The organism is Pengzhenrongella frigida (assembly GCF_004168625.1).
Taxonomy (GTDB): domain Bacteria; phylum Actinomycetota; class Actinomycetes; order Actinomycetales; family Cellulomonadaceae; genus Pengzhenrongella; species Pengzhenrongella frigida.
In genome coordinates this window covers 63,773-83,920 of the sequence record NZ_SDWW01000001.1, presented here as the reverse complement: position 1 = coordinate 83,920, position 20,148 = coordinate 63,773, and the positions used below count along the sequence as shown (strand labels likewise).

The window sequence follows — 20,148 nt, the reverse complement described above, 5'->3', positions numbered from 1 at the left end:
GCCGGCGACGCGATCAGTAGAAGTCGACGGTGTCGACGCGGTTGATGAGCGGGGCGGCGTCGAGCAGCCGCGTCGCGTTGGCGGCGAACAGCTCGGCGATGAGGCGGTCCTCGCGGTCGTCCAGCGCAGCGGTGTGCGGGGAGATGACGACGTTGGGCATCGTCCACAGCGGGCTGTCCTGGGCGAGGGGCTCGACGGCGAAGACGTCGAGGCCGGCGAAGGCCACCCGCCCGTCGCGCAGCGCCTCGATCAGCGCGTCCTCGTCGATGACGCTGCCTCGTCCCACGCTGGAGACGATGACGCCGGGCTTCACCTGGGCGAGCACGTCGCGGCTGATCATCCGGTAGGTGCTGTCCGTGCCGGGCAGCGTGTTGACGATCGCGTCGGCGTGCCCGACGACGTCGCCGAGCCGGGCGGGCGGGACGATCTCCGCGACCCCCGCCACGGTGACGGGGTGCCGGCCGACGCCGACCACGCGTGCACCGAGCGCGGCGAAGCGCGCAGCGACGCCGCGGCCGATGTTGCCCATGCCGACCACGAGCACCGTCATCTGGTCGATCTGCTGCATGGTCCAGCGCCCGCTCCAGTCCCGGGCCGCCTGCTGGGCCTGCAGGCGCGGCAGCGACTTGGCCCCGGCGAGCACGGTGAACAGGGCGAACTCGGCCAGTGGGCCGCTGTGCGGACCGGCGGAGGTGGTGAACGCCACCCGATCGAGCTCCTCGGCCGTGAGCTGCGCGGCCCGCACCTGGCCGCCGCCGCCGGCCGCCATCGTGTGCACCCAGCGCAGCTGCGGGTTGGCCCGCGCCGTGCGCGCCAGTGCGGCCGGGTCGGTGTCGGGGATGCCGTACAGCGCCTCGGCGGAGTCGACGAGCGCGTCGAAGCGGGCCTGCTCGGGCGCGGACCGGGTGAAGCCGGGATCGCCGTCGTGGTCACCGGCGAACCGCATCGGTGGCAGGAGGTCTTGCTCGCACACGAGGTCGATCCGGGGCTCGAGCGTCGTGATCAGCGCGCCGAGCGTGTCGGTCAGCGGGGTCGCGACGACGACGCGGAGGCGGCCTGTCGGGGTGCCCGCGGTCACTGCGTGCACCGCGCACCCAGCACGTCGGCCAGGTCGCGGGCGAGCGGCTCGGCGAGGATGTCCTCGACCGGCCGGGGCAGGCTGAGGCACCAGTTGGGCCACTGGGCCACGGTTCCGGGCATGTTCGGCCGTTCGGCCACCGCCCCGACGTCGTCCAGCGAGGCGAGCACGACCCGCGCCTTGCAGGCCGACAGGCGGCGGTACTGGGCGAGGATCGCGCGGTGGACCTCGTCCGGGCCGATCGGGCCGTCCGGGTCGATGCCGGCCGCTGCGGCCAGCTCGCGCCGGACCTGCTCGAGCGCCTCGAAGTTGGACGGCTTGCCGATCGCGCGCAGGTCCGCGGTGTCCGACCCGGTCAGCGTGCCCGCGATGGTGGCCTGGTCGTGGGTGGACGAGGCGCCCATGACGGCCTCGGGGAACTTGTCGACGGGCAGGCGCAGCGCGGCCCGGTAGCCCAGCATGCCGACGTCGGCCATCGTCTCGCGAACGCCGTCGGCCACCGTGCCCATGTCCTCGCCGACGACCCACGCGCCGGACCAGCTCGCCTCCACGCGCAGGACCGCAAGCATCGCCTCGGTCGGGTAGTTCACGTACGCGCCCTGGGTCGCCGACCCGCCGGACGGGACCCAGAACAGCCGCCACAGCTGCATGACGTGGTCGATCCGGAGTGCGCCCGCGTGCCGCAGCGCGACCCGGACCATCTTGATGAACAGGTCGAGGTCGGTGGCGACGAGGGCGACCGGGTTGATCGGCGGCAGGCCCCACTTCTGACCGTCGATGTTGTGGCCGTCCGGCGGGCAGCCGACCTCGAAGGCGAAGCAGACCTGGTCCTGGTTCGCCCAGGCGTCCGCGCTGCACGAGTCGAACCCGACCGCGATGTCCACGACGACGTCGACCTCGCCGCCGGCGGCGCAGGCCGCGGCGAGCTGGGAGTCGGCGATCCACTGGGCCCAGGCGTAGAACGCGACCCGCTCGGCGTGGGTGGCGGCGAACTCGAGGGACGTGTCGGGGTGCTGGTCGGCCTCGTCCCACTCCTGCCAGTTGCTCGTGCCGTAGTTCTCGGCCAGCACGCACCAGGTCGCGAACCGGGTGAGGTCCTGGCCGCGTTCGGCGACCCAGGCGTCGTGCTCGGCGGGCAGGTGGTCGCGGGTGGCGGCCCAGATGCGCTCGAGCGCCGTGCGCTTGAGGACCCAGACGGTGTCGCGGTCGATCTTGCGCACGGTGTTCAGGGCCCGACCGGCGTGGGCGAGGTCGGACAGGTCGACCTCCGCCGCACCGGGGGCGTCGCCGACGGCGATGTGCAGCAGCTGGAGCCACTGCCGGGACGTGGGGGAGTAGGGGGAGGACTGCTGCTCGGGCACCGGCGCGGCCGCGTGCACCGGGGAGATCAGGACGGTGGAGGCGCCGGAGTCCCTCGCGGCGCGCGTGATCGTGGTCAGGTCGCCGAAGTCGCCGATGCCCCAGGAAGCACGTGAGCGGGCGGCGTACAGCTGGACGGCCCAGCCCCAACCGCGGGCCGGCTGGGGGAGCTGGTCGGGGGCGCTGATCACGAGCCGGCGTCGGCCGTCCGGCGTGAAGAGGTGGTAGTAGCCCGGAGCCGGGGCGATGCCATCCGGCCCCTCGAGGGTGATCCCGGTCAGGTCGCGCAGATCGCCCACGAGGTCGTCGCACGGCTGGCCGGGCACGCACACCAGCGGGTGCTCGGCGCTCTGGCTCGAACCGATCGCCGCGGCGAGCGCGGTCAGCGTCGGCGCGGGCGGGGTCTGGACCTGGCCGAGCGCGTCGACGTACGTGGCGGGGATGCCCAGCCGGGCCAGGGCCTCGGTCGGGATCGCGGTGGAGCCTGCGCGCGGGTCGGGCGGCATGGCGCCGGGTGTCGGCACGGCGGCCGGGCGCGGTGCGGACGACAGACGGGGTGTTGCAGCGCGCACGGTAAGACTCCTTTTTGCTTCGAGCATGCCGACTCGTCAGGGTGAGGGCGGGTGGCGAGCTGGCACTGCTGCACGGGCGAGCCGAGGTCGAGCCGCGTGCGACCGACCGATGGTGGCGCTCACATTCGCAATTCTCTGCAAGCCCTTGCAACAGTAATCTAGCCCGGCCGCCCCCCGTGTCAGCGGGACTTCCAGTACGTGAACTTCGTGGTGCGACGTTCGTGGCGCCCGCTTCTCAGTCGGGCTTGACCAAGCATTCTGACAGGCCGCCGGGGGTGCTGCGGCCACGGCCATATCGTGGGCGCCCGCACCCGGGTGCACACACGTTCCCCCGCTGGCACCCGTCAGATCGACTCCTGCGCGCCGACCATGAGCGTTCGGGTGCGGCCCGCCTCCTCAGGCGCGACTGCGCCGGAGCGTGTCGCGCAGGGAGAGCCGTTTGGAGTAGGCGATCGAGCCGTAGCGGAAGAGGTAGACCGCCAGGCGCAGCGCGACGAAACCGAGGGCGAACAGCTCGACGATGACGATGCCCGACTCGAGCGCCGACAGGGACCCGAAGCTGTTGCGGAGCATCGCCGTCACCGGGGCGGTGTAGGGGAAGTAGGTGAAGACCTGCACGATCAACGACCGCGGGTCGCTGACGATCAGGCTCACGACGTAGAACGGGACGAAGATCATGATCATCAGCGGCGCGAAGAAGGTGCCGGCTTCCTTCGCGGTCGGCACCATGGCGCCGATGGCGACCAGGGTGCCCGTGAACAGGATGAACCCGCCGAGCAGCAGCAGGGTGCCCACGACGATGGCGCCGGGTTCGAAGCTCAGGTGGGACAGGTCGACGTCGGGCAGGTTGAGGTTGGACCGGAAGAAGAGGTAGCCGACGACGACGGGCACCGCGAAGGTGAGCATCTGGACCAGCCCGACCATGAACAGCGAGAGCACCTTGCCGACGATCAGCGTCGTCGGGTTCATCGTGGTGAGGATCATCTCGGTGACCCGGTTCTCCTTCTCCTCGAGGGTGCTGTTCAGCATCTGGTTGCCCAGCAGGATGATGCTGACGTAGAAGACCACGAGGAAGAGCAACGGCGGGATGACCCCGTCCAAGCCCCCGGACACCACTCCGTCGCGGTACGTCTCGGACGTGACCGTCACGTCGCCCTGCACCACCGCGGCCAGCTCGGGTGCGTCGATCTCCTGCTGCGCGGCCAGGACGAGCATCTGCGTCGCGACGGCTGCGTACGCGCCGTTCTCGAAGATCCCCTTGTCCACCCCGTAGACGCGGATCGGCTGCGTCGACGGGTCCGCGGGATAGGCGAAGTACGCATCGACCGTCCCGTCCTTCACCGCCGCGATCGCCGCGGCGGGGTCGGGTGCCTCGGATCCGCCGAAGGCCGCGGCCACCGCGTCGGTGATCAGGCCGGAGTCGTCGGTGTAGGTGACGACGAGCTGGGTGTCCGCCTGGGCCTGCGCCGTCTCGCTCGTGGCCGCGTTGCTGAGGAAGACCAGGGCGAAGACGACCGCCAGCGCGAGCGGGACGGCGAGCGAGGTGAGCCAGAACCGCTTCTTGGTCACCACCCGGAGGAACTCGAAGCCGATCACGGTGCTCAGGTTGTGCTGTGCCATCGGTCAGACCCCCACCGGTTCGCTCGGGGTGCCGTAGACCCGCAGGAAGATCTCCTCGAGCGAGGTCCGGGCCGTGGTGAAGCTGCGCACCTGGACCCCGTGCCGCACGAGCTCGGCCAGGATCTGCGCCTCGTCCACCCCGGCTCGCGGAGCCAGGTCGGCGAGGTCGCCGTCGGACCGCGCGACGTCGAACAGGTCGGAGGCGGGCAGCAGTCCGGCGCAGCGCACGCGCACGACGGTGCCCCCGTAGAGGTCCTGGACCTCCTCGACGGTGCCGTACGCCTCGGCCGTGCCGTCCTTGAGCAGGATGACGCGGTCGCACAGGCGCTCCACCTCGTCCATCTGGTGGGTCACCATGATCACGGTCGCGCCGGCGCGCTTCTGCTCCTCGATGATGTCCATCAGCAGCCGCCGGTTGACCGGGTCGAAGCCCTGGGTGGGCTCGTCCAGGATCAGCAGCTCGGGGCTGTTCATGATGGTCACGCCGAGCTGGATCTTCTGCTGCTGCCCGCCCGAGAGCTTGTCGAGCCGGACGTCCGCCTTGTCAGCCAGGTCGACCCGCTCCAGGTAGGACCGTGACCACTGCGTGGCGCCCGCGCGCCCGAGGCCCTTGAGCCGGCCGAAGTAGACCATGACGTCGAGGACGGACTCCTTCTTGTACAGCCCGCGTTCCTCCGGCAGGTAGCCGAGCCGGGCACCGTCGCGCGGCTCGAAGACCTTCCCCGCGATGTGCAGCGTCCCGGCGGTGGGCTGGTAGATGCCGAGCAGGGCCCGCAGGGTCGTCGTCTTCCCGGACCCGTTGCTGCCGAGGAAGCCGAAGGTCTCGCCCGCGAACACGTCGAACGACAGGTCTCGCACCGCGGTCTGGGTGCCGAAGTCCATGCGGAAGTTCCGGATGTGCACCAATGGCTCGGCCACGGTGGCGCTCGCGCTCATGGTGCCACCTTAGGGGTGCGTCCACCGGCCCCTTCGTGACGCAGGTGCGCGACACGCGCTACTTTGCGCTGACCGGTACCGTGCATTCTGGAGTAGTGTGCGCCGTGCGGGTGCCGGTCGGAGGGACCGGCACCCCGCACCACCGGCGGCGATCGCCGGGATTCCTGGGAGGTCAGATGGATACGACCCAGCTCCTCAAGGGCGTGCTGGACGTCGCCGTGCTCGCCGTCGTCGCGGGCGAGGACGGGTACGGCTACGACGTCGTGCGCCGGCTGCGCGCCGCCGGACTGCGCGACGTCGGAGACGCCTCGGTCTACGGGACCCTGCGCCGGCTGTACTCCTCCGGCGCGTTGACCAGCTACGTCGTGCCGTCCGACGAGGGACCGCACCGCAAGTACTACGGCATCAACGCGCAGGGCCGAGCGATGCTCGAGGCCCAGCGCGCGGACTGGCGCGAGTTCGCCGCCACGATGACCGCCCTGCTCGAGACCGAAGGAGCTGCTCGATGACCGCCGCCATCCTGCTCGCCCACGTGCGGGCCTACGCCGCGGCCGTGCGGTCCGAGCTCGCCGACCTGTCGCCCGACCAGGTCGACGACCTCACCGACGGGCTCGAGGCGGATCTCGCGGAGGCCCTCGAGGACCCGCGCGGGGCGGTGGCCACCGGCGAGATCCCGATCGGTCGACCCGCGGGCGCGTCGGTCGACGGCGCCGCCGGGAGCTCGATCATCGACCTCACCCAGCGCTTCGGCCCGGCCGCCGAGTACGCGGCCGAGCTGCGATCGGCGGCCGGGCTGGAGCCCGCCGCGCAGCCTGCCCGACGGCGGCCGGTCCGCGACACCTTCGCGGCGGTCGCGTCCGGTCTGCAGGGCTCGGTCGTGGGCCGGGTCCGCGACGCGAGCGCGCCGATGAGGTCGTCGGCCACCTGGCAGGCGCTCGCCGCGTTCGTCGTCTCGCTCCGGCCGGTGTGGTGGCTGGTGCGGGGGTGGGTCGTGTTCGTCGTGCTCGGCGCCGTCCAGGACTTCCTGACCCAGCCCGGCGACCAGCACTTCGTGCCGCGCACCGTTGCGGGCTGGCTGGTGCTGGGGGCCTGCGTGGTGGCCTCGGTCCAGGTGGGCCGCGGCGTCGGGCACACCCGCACGTGGTCCCGGCGCGCGACGGCGGCGGTGAACCTGCTCGCCGTGCTGGTCCTGCTGCCGACCCTCGTCTCGGCCGACGACACGGTCGCGCGGCGGCTGGCGGGGACCGGCGCGTACCCGGTGTACCTCGACGCACCGGCGATCGTCCGGCCGGAGAACGGCGTCGTCGTCGACGGCATGCTCGTGAGCAACCTGTTCGTGTACGACGCGGCGGGCAACCCGCTCAGCGAGGTCCAGATCTTCGACGACCGCGGTCGCGCCGTGCGCACGACCTACGACGAGGGCCAGCAGTCCTGGTCCCTGCCCGGGGTGGCGGAGCAGTGGTCCTTCCTGCCGGGCAGCGACGACGACGGGCGCAAACGGTGGAACGTGTACCCGCTCAGCGGGCTCCCGGCGAGCGAGCTGGAGTACGACGCCCTCACCGGTCTTCTGCAGCCGATCGAGGCAGCGATGCCGCGGACCCCGCCGCGGCCGTTCGCCAAGGCGCCCGCGATCGTCGGGTCGACCGCGGGCTCGGCGACCGCGCCCGCGACGGACGCGCCGGACTCGCCGGATGCGACGGACCCGCCGACGCCCGCACCCACGCCCTCGCTGCCGCCGGCGCCCTGAGGCGCGCGCTCAGTCCTTGACCGCGCCGTCGACCATGCCCTGGATGAAGTGCCGCTGCAGGAACAGGTAGACGACCAGCACCGGGAGCGCGACCAGCACGGCCGCCGCTCCCATCAGCGCGGTGTTCGTCGAGTACTGCCCCTGGAAGAACGCCAGCCCGAGCGGTGCGGTGCGCATGTTCCCGCTCGGCGACATGACCAGCGGGATGAGGAACTCGTTCCAGGTCCACATGAACACCAGCACCACCAGGGTCACGATGGCCGGGCGAGCGATCGGGAGCTCGATGAGCCACAGCGACTGGCCGCTGCCGGCGCCGTCGAGCCGGGCCGCCTCGGCGATCGACCGGTTGCTCGAGCGGAAGTACGTCCGCATCCAGTACGTCCCGAACGCGATCGACTGGGCCACCTGCGGCAGGGCGACGGCCCAGATCGTGTCGATCAGCTCGAGCTGGCGCAGGTCGAAGAACAGCGGCACGACGATCGCCTCGGCCGGCACCATGATCCCGAGCAGGAACAGGTAGAAAAGCACCCCGCTGCCGCGGAACGTCATCGTCCCGAAGGCGTAGCCGGCGAGCACCGAGCAGATGACGGCGAGGGTCACGACCAGGGCGGAGACCAGGACCGAGTTGGTCATGTACTGCGTGAAGTGGCCCTCGCGCCAGGCGGTGGCGAAGTTCTCGGGGTGCAGCCCCGCCACCCCGGGGCCGGCATCGGCGCCGGCCGGTCCGAACGCGCTCGCGAGGATGGTCACCACGGGCCACAGCGCGGCGATCGAGAACACGATGAGGATCAGGTAGTGGGCGGACCGCTCGCCCCGGGAGATCACGACGTGGCCCGGTCGGCGAGGTGGGTGAGACCTGCGTTGATGCCGAAGATCAGGGCCGTCAACGTGACCCCGATGGCGGCCGCGGTGCCGACCTGCCCGAGCTGGAAGGCCTGGTAGTAGACCTGGTAGGACGGCACGGTGGTGCTGTTGCCCGGCCCGCCGCGCGTGGTCATGTAGATGAGGTCGAACGTCTTGAGCGCCGCGACGATCGTCAGGGTGAGGGCGACGGCGATCTCACCGCGCACCGACGGCAGCGTGATCGCGAAGAACTCCCGCACGGCTCCGGCCCCGTCGAGGCGGGCCGCCTCGTACAGGTCCTGGGGGGTCCGGCCCATGCCCGCGAGCAGCAGGATCGTCACCAGCCCGGTCTCGACCCACGAGCCGATCAGGCCGACCGCGGGCAGGGCGAACAGGTAGTCGCCCAGCCAGGCGCGCGACCACTCGCCGAGACCGACCAGGTCGAGCAGCGCGTTGATCGAGCCGTCGGTCGCGTACAGCCGGGTCCAGGCCACCGCGACGACGACCATCGCGATCACCTGGGGCAGGAAGACCACGGTCCGGAAGAACGCCATTCCGCGGACCTTCGCCCGGTTGAGGATGGCCGCGAGGACCAGCCCGACGCCCAGCGGCAGGACCGCGTAGAAGAAGATCAGCACGAACGCGTGCCCGAACGAGCTCCGGAGCACGTCGTCGCGCGCCAGGTCGAGGTAGTTGTCGAACCCCACGAAGACCGCGGGCGAGACGGTGTCCCACGCGAACAGGGAGAACTGCGCGGAGCGGGCCAGCGGGAAGAGCAGGAACGCCCCGTAGATCGCGAAGGCCGGCAGGATGAACAGGTACGGGGTGAGGGGGCCGTGGCCCCGCGAGGCGTGGTGGGTCGTCCCACCACGCCTCGCCGAACCGCCGGTCCTACTCGCCGACGAACGCGCCATAGTCGGCCTGCAGCGTCTGGGTGAACTGCTCGGGGGTCTGCTTGCCCGCGAGCAGGTCCTGCAACGCCGCGCCGAGGGTGTCGGAGAACGTCGGGGTCGCGTAGTCCAGGTACGGCAGGAGGTTGCCCTCGGTGGTGACGAGCTCGTAGGCCGCGTAGACGTCCTTGCCGCCGCCGCTGGTGGGAGCGAGCGCGGCGCTGCCGAGCACGGGCAGGTTGCCGGTCTCGGCGAGGACCTTCATCGCGTCGTCGGACGTGAGGAAGTCGATGTAGGCCGCGCCGGCGTCGGGGTGCTCGGACGCGCTGGTGACCGTGAACGGGAGCGAGGTCCCGCCGGTGGTCGACGGCGCGTCGCCCGCCACGGCCGGCGGCGGGGCGAAGAACCCGAGGTTGTCACCCATCACCGGGTCCAGGGCCGCGGTGTTCCACGAGCCCGCGAGCAGGAACACCCCGGTGCCCTCGCCGAACCGGGCCACGACGTCGTCGTACTTCGAGCCCAGCACGTCCTCGTTGAGGTAGCCGGCCGAGACCCACTCGCTCAGCTCGGTGGCCGCGGCGGTGTTGGTGGCGTCCGTCCAGTCGCCGCCGGGGTTGCCCAGGGCGAGGGCCCGGACCTGGTCGGCGGGCGTGTGCGCGCCCTGGATCGGGCCGAAGACGTGGATGGCGGGCCACTTCTCGAGGTCCCCGAGCGCGAGGGGGGTCTCGCCGGCGGCCTTGGCGACCGCGAGCTGGTCGGTGAACTCGGCCCAGGTCGTCGGCACGGCCAGGCCGAGCGCGGCGAGCTTGGCCTTGTTGTAGTAGACCCCGACGATCTCGCCCATCTGCGGCAGGCCGTACAGGTTCCCGGAGCCGAACGTGGTGGCGTCGGCCGAGTACGACGACAGCCCGAGCACGGACTCGGGGTAGCGGTCGCGCCAGCCGTAGGCCTCGGCGTACGGCTCGAGGGACACGATCTGACCGGCCTCGACGAACGCGCCCATCTGGCTGCGGGAGTTGTTGGCCTCGACCACGTCCGGCGCGTCCGAGCCGGACAGCGCGAGCCGCAGGGTCTTGGCCAGATCGTCGAACGACTGCGCGTTGCGGTCGATCGTGATGTTCGGGTACTTCTCCTGGAACGCCGCGTTGAGCGCCTCGATCTCGTCGTTCTGGCTGCCGCGGACCTCCTGGTCCCAGACCGTCAGGGTGATCTCACCCATCGCGGCGACGTCCACCGAGACCGGACCCGAGGAGGCGGCCGACGGCTCGGCGGTGTTCGCTCCCGGGGCGCAGCCGGAGGTCAGCGCGAGGGCCGCTGCTGCCACCGTGGCCGCGAGGAGCCGTACCGGGGAAACGCTCATTCGTCCTCCATCAATCGTGGTGCGCATCGGACCTGCGCTGGTCGAGGTCCGAGAGTCGGGCGATCGTGGCCTCGGCGCGCCGCATCGCCTTGGCCGGTTCCGAGGGTAGGACGTCCGGCAGGAAGCCGTAGTCGTCCCGCAGGCTGCGAGCGCGTGGGTCGCCCGCCGTCGCGGCAGCGGTGAGGGTCGACCACCAGTCCGCGAGGTCTCCCCACCCGGGTGCGGCCAACGCACCGCCGAACTGCTGGACCGCGAGCGAGGCGCACAGCGCGGAGAACCGCAGCCGGTGCTCGAGCGGCCAGCCGGCGAGCGTGCCCACCACGAGCGAGGCACCGAAGACGTCGCCCGCGCCGGTGGGGTCGATCGCGGTCACCGGCACGCTCGGGACGCTCGCGCGCTCCCCGGTCGAGCCGTCCACCGCCATGGCGCCGCGGACGCCACCGGTCACGACGGCCAGCGGCACCCGGTCCGCGAGGGCGGCGAGGGCCGCCTCGGGCGTCGCGGTGCGGGTGTAGGCCTGCGCCTCGACCTCGTTCGGCATGAAGCAGTGGCAGCCGTTGAGCTGGTCGAGGACCCGCCGGTCCCACACCCCGCTCGGATCCCAGCCCACGTCCGCGAACACGAGGGCGCCGGCGGCCCGGGCGGGCAGCCACCACGGCTCGTCCTCGAGCTCGACGATGACGGCGCGGGTGCGCGGCGCGATCCCGATCATCTCGGCCGGGCCCACGGGGTTGGGATGGCCGTGCGTGACCATGGCCCGGTCGCCGTCGTAGGCCATGGAGACCGTGACCGGGGTGTGCCAGTGCTCGAAGGTCCGGGACAGGCTCAGGTCGACGCCCTCCTGGTCGGCGAGCACGCGCCGGCACCAGTCGGCGTAGCCGTCGTCGCCGAAGCCGGCCGCCAAGGTCGTGCGCAGGCCGAGCCGGGCCGTGGCCACGGCGAGGTTCGCGATGCCACCGGGGGAGGAGCCCATGCCGCCGGTCCAGACCTCGGTGCCGGGGGTGGGCGCGCGGGGGAGGTCGGTGAACACGATGTCGAGGAACACCATGCCCGACACGAGGACGTCGAAGTCCGCTCCGCCGTCCGACCCTGCGCTGCTCACCGAATCTCCTGCTCGACGCGTGCAATGACGCAAACTGCACCAAAGTGGCAAAGCCTGTTCGCGTATGCGAAGAGTTCCACGGAAGAGGGCCGAAGTAAAGGCGACCCACGACGGACGAGAATGCCTGAAGATGACGCATTTTGCGTGCTAGCGTCATTTTGTGCTCAGCTCAACGCGTCACGACGCGATCCTCTCGAAGCTGCGCGCAGACGGTGAAGTCTCCGTCCAGACCCTGGTGGGAGAGCTCCGGGTCAGCGCGTCGACCATCCGGCGCGACCTGGACCTGCTCAGCGAAGACGGCCTCCTGCGCCGGGTTCGCGGCGGCGGGAGCCGGGTCGAGCCGGATGCCGTCGCGTTCCGCGAGGTCTCCCACCAGGCCAGCGCCGAGAAGGACGAGATCGCCGCCCACGCCGCCACGCTCGTGCCGGACCACTCGGTCGTGCTGATCGACATCGGGACCACGACGGCGCGCCTCGCGCACCACCTGCGCGGACGGCGGCTGACGGTGATCACCTCGAGCCTGGCGGTGGTCGACGAGCTCCGGGACGAGGACTCGATCGAGCTCATCGTGCTCGGCGGGGTGCTGCGCAACAACTACCTCTCGCTCGTGGGGATGCTCACCGAGCAGGCGCTCGGCCAGCTCCGGGCCCACATCTGCTTCCTGTCCGGCTCCGGGATCCGGGCCGACGGCGCCGTGATGGACACCACGGGCATCGAGGTCCCGGTGAAGCGCGCCATGCTCGCCGCGGCCGAGCGCACGATCCTGCTCGCAGACCGCACCAAGTTCCCCGGGACCGGGCTGCTGCCCGTCTGCGGGCCGGACCGCATCGCGGTCCTTGTCACCAACCAGCGCGCGGACCCCGCGACCCTGGCGACGTATCGGGCAGTCGGCACGGAGGTCATCACGGTATGAAGCTCACTCTCCTCGGCGGCGGCGGCTTCCGGGTCCCGCAGGTGTTCGAGGCGATCGCGGCCGACGACGCCGTCGTGCGGATCGACGAGCTCGTCCTGTACGACACCGACCCCTCGCGCCTGGGGGCCATCCGGGCCGTCATCGCCCAGCTCGAGCAGGGCCGGACGTTCGCACCCACGGTCACCGCGACCACCGATCTCGACGAGGCCGTCACCGGGGCGGACTTCGTGTTCTGCGCGATCCGGGTCGGCGGCGCCGAGGGGCGGACCTTCGACGAGCGCATCGCCCTGGACCTCGGCGTGCTGGGCCAGGAGACCACCGGACCGGGCGGGTTGGCCTACGCCATCCGGACCCTGCCCGTGATGCTCGCCATCGCCGAGCGGGTCAAGGTGCTCGCGCCCGAGGCCTGGTTCATCAACTTCACCAACCCGGCCGGGATCGTCACCGAGGCGCTGCGGCGCGTCCTGGGGATGCGCGTCGTGGGGATCTGCGACACCCCGATCGGGCTGCTGCGCCGGGCCGCGGTCGCGATCACGGGCTCGCCGGTCGTGGACACGTTCGACTACGTCGGGCTGAACCACCTCGGCTGGCTGCGCTCGATGGAGGTCGACGGCCGGGACCGGCTGCCGGAGCTGCTCGCGGACCCCGCCCGGTTGGTGCGCATCGAGGAGGCCCGCCTGATGGGGCTGGACTGGGTGCAGGCGCTCGGGGCGCTGCCCAACGAGTACCTCTACTACTACTACGCGAACCGCGAGGCGGTGACGCGGATCCGGTTCAGCGAGTCCACCCGCGGGGAGTTCCTGCTGCATCAGCAGGCCGACTTCTACGGTCGGGCCGCGGCCGAACCCGGCCACGCCCTCGAGCTGTGGGAGCGGACCAAGCACGAGCGCGAGGCGACCTACATGGCCGAGGGGCGCCCGAAGGGCCAGGAGCACGCCCGCGAGGAGGCCGACCTGGAGGACGGCGGCTACCAGCAGGTCGCGCTCAACCTCATGGCCGCGCTGGCCACCGGCAGGCGCTCGACCATGATCCTCAACGTCCGCAACGGCGACGTGGTGCCGGGGCTGCCCGCCGACGCGGTCGTGGAGGTGCCGTGCACGGTCGACGCCGACGGAGTGCACCCGCACCGGATCGCGCCGGTCGGCGGGCACATGCTGGCGCTGCTGCAGACGGTCAAGGCCGTCGAGCAGCTCACCATCGAGGCGGTCGTGAACCGGTCGGCGACGCTCGCGTGGAAGGCAATCGCGCTGCACCCGCTGGTGGACTCCGTCGGTGTCGGTCGGGACCTCCTGGAGCGGTACCGCCAGCAGATCCCGGGTGTCGGCGCCGCCCTCGACGGCTGAGCGCGACGGCACCGGACGTTCAGGTCACGGTGCACTTCCCCGCGACGAACCGCAGCACGTCGGTCGCCTCCCGGTCCAGGGCGCTCGCCACGGCGGGGGAGAGAACCTCTAGCGGCCGCACGGACACCACGCCGCCGGCCAGGCCCCACGTCGCCACCACATGCCCGTCGACGAGCGCGACCGGGCGGAACAGGCCGTTCGTCGTGACGACGTGCTGGTGCCGGCCGACGATCGCCGCGCGCGAGACCCACCCGAGCAGCAGCGGGTCGAACGGACCGAGCAGCCGGGGCCCGGGGAGCTCGCCGGTCGGCGCCCGGTCGGCCAGGTCGACGAGACCATCGTCGCGGTCCGCGAGCTCGGCGACCAGACCCTGCAGGCCGAGCCGGGCGTCCCCGAGCGTGATCCCGGCCCACTTGGCCAGGTCGCGCGCGTCCGCCGGCCCGTGCCCGACGAGGTAGCGCCGGGCCAGCCGGGTCAGCGCCGCCGACCTCGTGAGCGGTTCCGGGGGCGCGCCGAGCCAGTCCCGCGCCGCGACGAAGGCGTGCTCGCCGGCGACCATCGGGCCGCGCACCATGTCCCCGCGCAGGGTCGCGGCCATGAGCACGTGCACGAGCGCCTGTCGGGCGGTGGGGATGCCGGCGGAGTCGAGCCGCTGCCGCAGCCGGGCGCGGGTCTGCGGCCCGGCCGTCTCCACCGCCTCGCGGACGACGTCGACGCCTGCGTCGGCCTGGGCGGGGCTGACCCCCTCCTGCTCGAGCCGCCGCGCGTTCGCCCGGGCGAGCTGCGGGGTCGTCAGGGGGTGCAGCCACCAGTAGTCCTCGGCCGCGATCAGGTGCAGGGTGCCGCGGTTCAGCCAGGTGATCAGCAGGGACCGGTCGTCGGTCAGCGCGCGGTCGACGTCGTCGGCGGTCAGCCCCGTCGAGCGGGTGCGGATCGCCAGGCGAGCGCCGCGGAGGTCCTGGGCCTGGACGGCGAGCAGCCGCCGCACGACGGTGACGGGGTCGTGCGACGGGGGCCCCGCGAGGCCCTGGGCGCCGAGCCGGGCGGCGGTCACGGGTGGGACCTGGTCGCCGGTGGAGAGGTGCTCGCTCACGGCTCCACCGTACGGGTGGCCAGCAGGAGGAGGCTGGGGCCGTGCCCCTCATCGACGCGTCCCCGTCCCAGGCCGACCCGCTCGCCGTCGTGCAGGGGGACGGGTTCCGGATCACGGTCCTGACCAGCCGGCTGCTGCGGCTGGAGCACAGCGGCGCGCCGAACGGCGGCGCCATCACGCCGGACGGCGCGTTCACGGACGAACCCACGCAGCTGGTCGTCCGCCGCCGGTTCGACGTCCCCGCGTTCACGGTCGCCGAGACCGACGACACGCTGGAGCTGTGGACCGAGCACCTGCACCTGCGCTACGACAAGGGCCCGTTCAGCGGCGCCGGGCTCGCGGTGTCGATGCGGGTCCGCTCGCAGGGGGCGCACCGCACGACGTGGCACCACGGCGACCCGGTCGACTGGCAGGACGGCCGCCAGAGCAACCTCGGCGGCACCGCCCGCACGCTCGACGACGTCGACGGCGCCGTCGCGCTGGAGCCGGGCCTGCTGTCGCGGCACGGCTACGCCGTCGTGGACGACTCGACCTCGGTCCGCCTCACCGACGACGGGTGGTTCGCCCCGCGCGCCGGGGGCGCGCAGGACCTGTACTTCTTCGGCTACGGCAGCGACTTCGCCGGCGCGCTGCGGGACTTCTTCCGGCTCACCGGACCGAGCCCGCTCCTGCCGCGCTGGGCCCTGGGGAACTGGTGGAGCCGCTACCACCGGTACTCGGCCGACGAGTACCTCGCGCTCATGGACACGTTCGCGGACCGCGGCATCCCGCTCTCGGTGGCGGTCCTGGACATGGACTGGCACCTGGTCGACATCGACCCGTCGCTCGGAAGCGGCTGGACCGGGTACACCTGGGACCCCGAGGTGTTCGCCGATCCCGCGGCGTTCCTCGCCGACCTGCACGACCGCGACCTGCGCGTCACCCTCAACGTCCACCCGGCCGACGGCGTGCGCCGTCACGAGGACGCGTACGCCGACGTCGCGCGGGACCTGGGGCTCGACCCGGCCGACGGGCTCGAGATCGCGTTCGACATCACCTCGCGCGAGTTCGTCCGCGCCTACCTCACCCGGCTGCACCACCCGCACGAGCAGATCGGGGTGGACTTCTGGTGGCTCGACTGGCAGTCCGGCACGCACTCGCGCGTGGCCGGCCTCGACCCGTTGTGGATGCTCAACCGGGTGCACCACGACGACGCGGCCCGCGCCGGGCGCCGCCCGCTGATCCTGTCCCGGTACGCCGGCCTGGGCAGCCACCGCTACCCGGTCGGGTTCTCCGGCGACACGGTCGCGACCTGGGCCTCGCTCGACTTCCAGCCGTACTTCACCGCGACCGCCGCAAACGTCGGCTACTTCTGGTGGAGCCACGACATCGGCGGCCACCTCGGCGGCGCGCGGGACGTCGAGCTCACCACGCGCTGGTTCCAGCTCGGGGTCTTCTCGCCGGTGAACCGGCTGCACTCGACGATCAGCCCGTTCAACTCCAAGGAGCCGTGGCGTTTCGGCGCCGAGGCCGAGCGGACGATGGCGGCCTTCCTGCGGCTGCGCCACCAGCTCGTGCCCTACCTCTACACCGCGATGTGGGTCGCCCGCACTGAGGGGATCGCCCCGGTCCGGCCGATGTACCACGACCACCCCGGCGCGGGTGGGGCGTACGAGGTCCCGAACCAGTTCCTGTTCGGCCCGGACCTCCTCGTCGCACCGATCACCACCCCCGTCGACCGCCGCTCCCACCGGGGGCAGGTCACGGCCTGGCTGCCCGAGGGGACGTGGTTCGACTTCTTCACCGGCCGCCGGTACGACGGCGACCGGTGGCTGAACCTGCACCGGACCGTGGCCGAGATGCCGGTGCTCGCGCGCGCCGGGGCGGTCGTGCCGCTGGCCGCCGACCCGACGGCCGACGCCGGCGCGAACCCCGAGGCGCTCGTGCTGAGGGTCTTCCCGCGGGCCGACGGCGGCTGCGTCCTGCTCGAGGACGACGGCCGGGGCGACCCCGCGGTCGCCGACCGCCAGGAGACCGCGATCACGGCGACCTGGCACGACGACGCCGTCGACGGGCTGCGTGCCGTGCTCCGGATCGCCCCGCCGACCGGTCCGGGGGTGGCCACCCGGCGCACGCTCACCGTCGAGCTCGTCGGCGTGAGCGGCGTCCGGAACGCGCGGGTGGTGGCCGGGCCCACCGAGGCGGACGTCCACGTCGTGGCGGCGGGACCCGTCGGCACGGTCGCCGTCGGCACGGTCGGCTCGGTCGGCACAATCAGCACCGTCGTCGAGGTCGGCACGGTCGACCTGACCGCCGGCCTCGAGCTCGTGGTCGAGGGGGTCCGGCTGGCCGGTCCCGACGTCGTCGCGCACGTGTTCGCGCTGCTCGACGACGCCGAGATCGCCTACGACGACAAGGCCCGCGCGATGGCCGCGATGGACGCCGCGACCCCGACCGCGCGGCTGTCCGCGCTGCACGCGCTCGACCTCCCGGGAAACCTGTTCGGCGCCCTCCTGGAGCTCATCTCGGCCACCGCGGAGCCCTGAACCAGCGGCCCCACCGGTCCCTCGCCTCGCCCGCGACCCGGCCGTCCTGCCGATCGGGCCGGCTCGCCGACCTCGGCGTACCGTGGCAGCAGGAGGGTTCTCCGAGGGGCCCTTCGGGGGAGAAGTGATAACCATGACCAGACTCCGCACGTTGCTGAGGTCACCCCAGCGCCGCCCCGACCCGAGCCGCCGTCGGGCCTGGATCCAGGGCATGCCGGCCGAGGTCGTGCTCGCCTGCCCTGCCGTCTGACCCGGCTGTCTGACCCGGCCTGCCGGTTGACCTGCCCGGCCGTCTGACCTGCCCGGCCGTTCTGCGCGGGCGGTTCCGGCCGTCAGGGCGTTCAATCGATACATGATCGAGTCGACGGTCCAGCTCGCGCGGCACGGCCAGGCGAACGGGTACGGCGTCGCCGCCGTGAACATCCTGGACGACCTGAGCCTGCGGGCCGCGATCGCCGCTGCGGTGGACCTGTCGGCACCCCTGATCGTGCAGGTCTCGGTCAAGACCGCCCGGTCGATCGGCGTCGACCTCATGACCACGATGTTCCGGGCCGCGGCCGGACCAGCGCCGGTCCCGGTCGCCCTGCACCTCGACCACTGCCCCGATCGCGCCCTGATCGCCGACGTGGTCGCCGCGGGGTGGTCCTCGGTGCTCTTCGACGCCTCCGACCGCGACCTGGCCGCGGCCGAGGCCGAGACCGCCGAGGTGGTCGCCCTCGCGCACGCCGCGGGGGTCGACGTCGAGTCCGAGATCGAGAACATCATCGGCGTCGAGGACGGTGTGGGTTCCGACACCGCCCTGCACGCCTACTCGGTCGAGCAGCTCGCGGCGGTCGCGGGACGCACCGGCGCCGATCTGCTCGCGCCCCAGCTCGGGACCGCCCACGGCGCCTACACGCGCTCGCCGGTGCTGCTGCCCGAGCGGGTCCGCGCGCTCGCCCGGCTGTCCGACCGGCCGATCGTGCTGCACGGCGGCACCGGGCTCGGCGAGCGCGACTTCCGGGCGTTCATCGATGCTGGGGTGTCCAAGATCAACATCTCGACCGGCCTGAAGCTCGCGTACATGCGGGCGGCGCTCGACCACACCCGGCAGGCCGAGGCCGCGGGGAGGTGGGACCCGCCATCGATGTTCGCCGACATCTCGCGGGCCGTGACGGCCGAGGTCGCCAAGCACCTGGAGATGTTCGGTTCGGCCGGCCGGGCCCAGGCAGCGGCCGCCCGATGAGCCCGGCCCTGATCTTCGACTGCGACGGCGTCCTGGCCGACACGGAGCGGTACGGCCATCTCCCGGCGTTCAACGAGACGTTCGCCGAGGTCGGTCTGCACGTGCGGTGGACCGACGAGGACTACGCCCGGTACGTGACCATCGGCGGCGGCAAGGAGCGGATGGCGAGCCTGCTCACCCCCGAGTTCGTCGTCCGGGAAGGGCTGCCCCGCGATGCCGAGGGGCAACGGGCCATGATCGCCGTCTGGCACCGGATCAAGACGGGCAAGTACACCGCGAAGGTGGCCGCCGGCGAGCTGCCGGGCCGTCCGGGCGTGGCCCGGCTGGTCGAGGAGGCTGCGGCCGCCGGGTGGCTGCTCGCGGTGGCCTCGACCTCGGCCGAGCCCTCGGTGCGCGCGGTGCTCGAGCACACCGTCGGCGCGGCGCGGGCGGCGGACTTCGCGGTCTTCGCGGGCGACGCCGTCGAACGCAAGAAGCCCGCACCGGACATCTACCTCCTCGCCCTGCGCGGGCTCGGCATCGACGCGGCCGACGCCGTGGTCATCGAGGACAGTGCGAACGGCCTGGCCGCCGCGCTCGCGGCCGGCCTGACGACCGTCGTCACGGTGAGCACCTACACGGCCGACGAGGACTTCACCGGCGCGGCGCTCGTGGTCTCCTCGCTCGGTGACGCGCCCGACGAGCTCACCCAGGTGATCTCCGATCCGCACCGGCTCGACGTCGGCGACGAGGTCCGCCTGTCCCACCTGACCCGGCTCATCAGCCCGTGAACGAATCAGCCACCTGAGCTCATCAGCCCCCCTGAAGGAGTGAGACGCATGGCCGCAGACGTAGGCGACGTCGAGTTCGTGGTGCGGGTGATCGCCCAGAGCGCGGTGGAGAACGAGATCTACTTCGGTGATCTGGACTCGGTGGTCGGCGACGGCGACTTCGGGTACTCGCTCGCTCGTGGGTTCGAGATCGTCCTCGAGCAGTGGGACACCCTCGACCGCTCCGACGCCGGGACGTTCCTGCAGAAGGTCGCCATGATCATCGCCGGCCGGATCGGCGGGACGTCCGGGCCGCTGTGGGGGACCGCGTTCCTGCGCGCGGCGACGGTGGCCAAGAGTCGGGACGTGATCGACGGCCCCGCGGCCGTCGAGATGCTCTCCGCGGCGATCGAGGGGATCAAGGCGCGCGGCGGGGCCGAGGTCGGGGAGAAGACCCTCCTCGACGCCCTGGTCCCGGTGCGCGACGACGTCGCCACGCTCGTCGCCCAGGGTCTGCGCGCGCAGGCCGTCCTCGACTCCGCCGCTGTGACGGCCCGCGCGGCGGCCGAGGCGACCACCGTGATGCAGGCCCGGCGCGGGCGCGCGAGCTACACCGGCGAGCGCAGCATCGGTTCACCCGACGCGGGTGCCGTCGCGGTCGCGGTCCTGATCGAGCGGATCGCCGACCAGTGGTCCGAACGTGAGGCCGCACGCGCCGGCTAGCCCGGCCCCACCAAGGACAGCTCAACAGCTCAACAGTTCGACCAACCCACCCATCACAACGTCGTGGAGG

Annotated in this window: 17 protein-coding genes; 8 read left to right on the top strand and 9 right to left on the bottom strand. The window is 72.4% G+C overall.

What is annotated here, in order from left to right; genetic code table 11:
- Positions 1 to 13: 13 nt before the first annotated feature.
- The 4 genes from EUA98_RS00345 to EUA98_RS00330 all read right to left on the bottom strand — a co-directional run bounded on the left by EUA98_RS00345 (position 14) and on the right by EUA98_RS00330 (position 5,565).
- Positions 14 to 1,078 carry a D-2-hydroxyacid dehydrogenase gene (locus EUA98_RS00345; protein ID WP_207218911.1) on the bottom strand — a complete coding sequence of 355 codons (1,065 nt, stop codon included), beginning with the start codon at positions 1,076 to 1,078 and terminating at the stop codon, positions 14 to 16.
- A complete protein-coding gene (gene malQ, locus EUA98_RS00340) occupies positions 1,075 to 3,009 on the bottom strand; it encodes a 4-alpha-glucanotransferase (RefSeq protein ID WP_130100677.1) in 1,935 nt (644 codons plus the stop codon). Before malQ ends, EUA98_RS00345 begins: the two co-directional genes overlap by 4 nt.
- 396 nt (positions 3,010 to 3,405) lie before the next feature.
- Positions 3,406 to 4,629, bottom strand: a complete 1,224-nt coding sequence (locus EUA98_RS00335) for an ABC transporter permease (RefSeq protein WP_130100676.1) — start codon at positions 4,627 to 4,629, stop codon at positions 3,406 to 3,408.
- A 3-nt stretch (positions 4,630 to 4,632) separates the two neighbouring features.
- Entirely contained in the window at positions 4,633 to 5,565 is a 933-nt protein-coding gene (locus EUA98_RS00330; RefSeq protein WP_130100675.1) for an ABC transporter ATP-binding protein, read from the bottom strand.
- Positions 5,566 to 5,741: 176 nt separating this feature from the next.
- On the opposite strand from EUA98_RS00330, the gene EUA98_RS00325 reads away from it, so the two are divergent.
- A complete protein-coding gene (locus EUA98_RS00325; protein WP_130100674.1) occupies positions 5,742 to 6,074 on the top strand; it encodes a PadR family transcriptional regulator in 333 nt (110 codons plus the stop codon).
- Complete coding sequence (locus EUA98_RS00320; protein ID WP_130100673.1) at positions 6,071 to 7,312, top strand: hypothetical protein; 1,242 nt, start codon at positions 6,071 to 6,073, stop codon at positions 7,310 to 7,312. Before EUA98_RS00325 ends, EUA98_RS00320 begins: the two co-directional genes overlap by 4 nt.
- A gap of 9 nt (positions 7,313 to 7,321) precedes the next feature.
- On the opposite strand, the gene EUA98_RS00315 is transcribed toward EUA98_RS00320, so the two are convergent.
- The 4 genes from EUA98_RS00315 to EUA98_RS00300 are packed head-to-tail and all read right to left on the bottom strand — an operon-like array spanning position 7,322 to position 11,507.
- Entirely contained in the window at positions 7,322 to 8,137 is an 816-nt protein-coding gene (locus EUA98_RS00315; RefSeq protein ID WP_130100672.1) for a carbohydrate ABC transporter permease, read from the bottom strand.
- Positions 8,134 to 9,069, bottom strand: coding sequence for a carbohydrate ABC transporter permease (locus tag EUA98_RS00310; protein ID WP_130100671.1), 936 nt, complete (start codon positions 9,067 to 9,069; stop codon positions 8,134 to 8,136). Before EUA98_RS00310 ends, EUA98_RS00315 begins: the two co-directional genes overlap by 4 nt.
- Positions 9,047 to 10,405, bottom strand: coding sequence for an ABC transporter substrate-binding protein (locus EUA98_RS00305; RefSeq protein ID WP_130100670.1), 1,359 nt, complete (start codon positions 10,403 to 10,405; stop codon positions 9,047 to 9,049). The genes EUA98_RS00310 and EUA98_RS00305 overlap by 23 nt, the downstream gene beginning before the upstream one ends.
- A gap of 10 nt (positions 10,406 to 10,415) precedes the next feature.
- Entirely contained in the window at positions 10,416 to 11,507 is a 1,092-nt protein-coding gene (locus EUA98_RS00300; RefSeq protein ID WP_434063460.1) for a PfkB family carbohydrate kinase, read from the bottom strand.
- A 160-nt stretch (positions 11,508 to 11,667) separates the two neighbouring features.
- Here EUA98_RS00300 and EUA98_RS00295 point away from each other — a divergent pair, with 160 nt between their 5' ends.
- A complete protein-coding gene (locus tag EUA98_RS00295; RefSeq protein ID WP_130100669.1) occupies positions 11,668 to 12,420 on the top strand; it encodes a DeoR/GlpR family DNA-binding transcription regulator in 753 nt (250 codons plus the stop codon).
- Positions 12,417 to 13,763 (top strand): 6-phospho-beta-glucosidase, encoded by a 1,347-nt coding sequence (locus EUA98_RS00290; RefSeq protein WP_130100668.1) that lies wholly within the window; start codon positions 12,417 to 12,419, stop codon positions 13,761 to 13,763. The genes EUA98_RS00295 and EUA98_RS00290 overlap by 4 nt, the downstream gene beginning before the upstream one ends.
- Before the next feature lie 19 nt (positions 13,764 to 13,782).
- Here EUA98_RS00290 and EUA98_RS00285 read toward each other — a convergent pair whose 3' ends face one another.
- Positions 13,783 to 14,856 (bottom strand): winged helix DNA-binding domain-containing protein, encoded by a 1,074-nt coding sequence (locus EUA98_RS00285; protein ID WP_130100667.1) that lies wholly within the window; start codon positions 14,854 to 14,856, stop codon positions 13,783 to 13,785.
- A gap of 41 nt (positions 14,857 to 14,897) precedes the next feature.
- Here EUA98_RS00285 and EUA98_RS00280 point away from each other — a divergent pair, with 41 nt between their 5' ends.
- The 4 genes from EUA98_RS00280 (at position 14,898) to dhaL (ending at position 20,078) form a co-directional block, all read left to right on the top strand.
- Positions 14,898 to 17,381: a glycoside hydrolase family 31 protein gene (locus EUA98_RS00280; RefSeq protein ID WP_130100666.1), complete on the top strand. Its 2,484-nt coding sequence runs from the start codon at positions 14,898 to 14,900 to the stop codon at positions 17,379 to 17,381.
- Between the two features lie 352 nt (positions 17,382 to 17,733).
- Positions 17,734 to 18,606 carry a class II fructose-bisphosphate aldolase gene (locus EUA98_RS00275; protein ID WP_130100665.1) on the top strand — a complete coding sequence of 291 codons (873 nt, stop codon included), beginning with the start codon at positions 17,734 to 17,736 and terminating at the stop codon, positions 18,604 to 18,606.
- The gene (locus EUA98_RS00270) at positions 18,603 to 19,376 is read left to right on the top strand and encodes an HAD-IA family hydrolase (RefSeq protein ID WP_130100664.1); all 774 of its coding nucleotides are present in this window, start codon (positions 18,603 to 18,605) and stop codon (positions 19,374 to 19,376) included. The genes EUA98_RS00275 and EUA98_RS00270 overlap by 4 nt, the downstream gene beginning before the upstream one ends.
- A 48-nt stretch (positions 19,377 to 19,424) precedes the next feature.
- Complete coding sequence (gene dhaL, locus EUA98_RS00265; RefSeq protein WP_130100663.1) at positions 19,425 to 20,078, top strand: dihydroxyacetone kinase subunit DhaL; 654 nt, start codon at positions 19,425 to 19,427, stop codon at positions 20,076 to 20,078.
- The last annotated feature ends 70 nt before the right edge of the window (positions 20,079 to 20,148 follow it).

What these genes read in the sequence shown, in the direction of transcription:
- EUA98_RS00335 (WP_130100676.1), bottom strand. Translation starts at nt 4,629, where the DNA reads ATGGCACAGCACAACCTGAGCACCGTGATCGGCTTCGAGTTCCTCCGG.
- EUA98_RS00330 (WP_130100675.1), bottom strand. Translation starts at nt 5,565, where the DNA reads ATGAGCGCGAGCGCCACCGTGGCCGAGCCATTGGTGCACATCCGGAAC.
- EUA98_RS00325 (WP_130100674.1), top strand. Translation starts at nt 5,742, where the DNA reads ATGGATACGACCCAGCTCCTCAAGGGCGTGCTGGACGTCGCCGTGCTC.
- EUA98_RS00320 (WP_130100673.1), top strand. Translation starts at nt 6,071, where the DNA reads ATGACCGCCGCCATCCTGCTCGCCCACGTGCGGGCCTACGCCGCGGCC.
- EUA98_RS00310 (WP_130100671.1), bottom strand. Translation starts at nt 9,069, where the DNA reads ATGGCGCGTTCGTCGGCGAGTAGGACCGGCGGTTCGGCGAGGCGTGGT.
- EUA98_RS00305 (WP_130100670.1), bottom strand. Translation starts at nt 10,405, where the DNA reads ATGAGCGTTTCCCCGGTACGGCTCCTCGCGGCCACGGTGGCAGCAGCG.
- EUA98_RS00290 (WP_130100668.1), top strand. Translation starts at nt 12,417, where the DNA reads ATGAAGCTCACTCTCCTCGGCGGCGGCGGCTTCCGGGTCCCGCAGGTG.
- EUA98_RS00275 (WP_130100665.1), top strand. Translation starts at nt 17,734, where the DNA reads ATGATCGAGTCGACGGTCCAGCTCGCGCGGCACGGCCAGGCGAACGGG.
- EUA98_RS00270 (WP_130100664.1), top strand. Translation starts at nt 18,603, where the DNA reads ATGAGCCCGGCCCTGATCTTCGACTGCGACGGCGTCCTGGCCGACACG.
- dhaL (WP_130100663.1), top strand. Translation starts at nt 19,425, where the DNA reads ATGGCCGCAGACGTAGGCGACGTCGAGTTCGTGGTGCGGGTGATCGCC.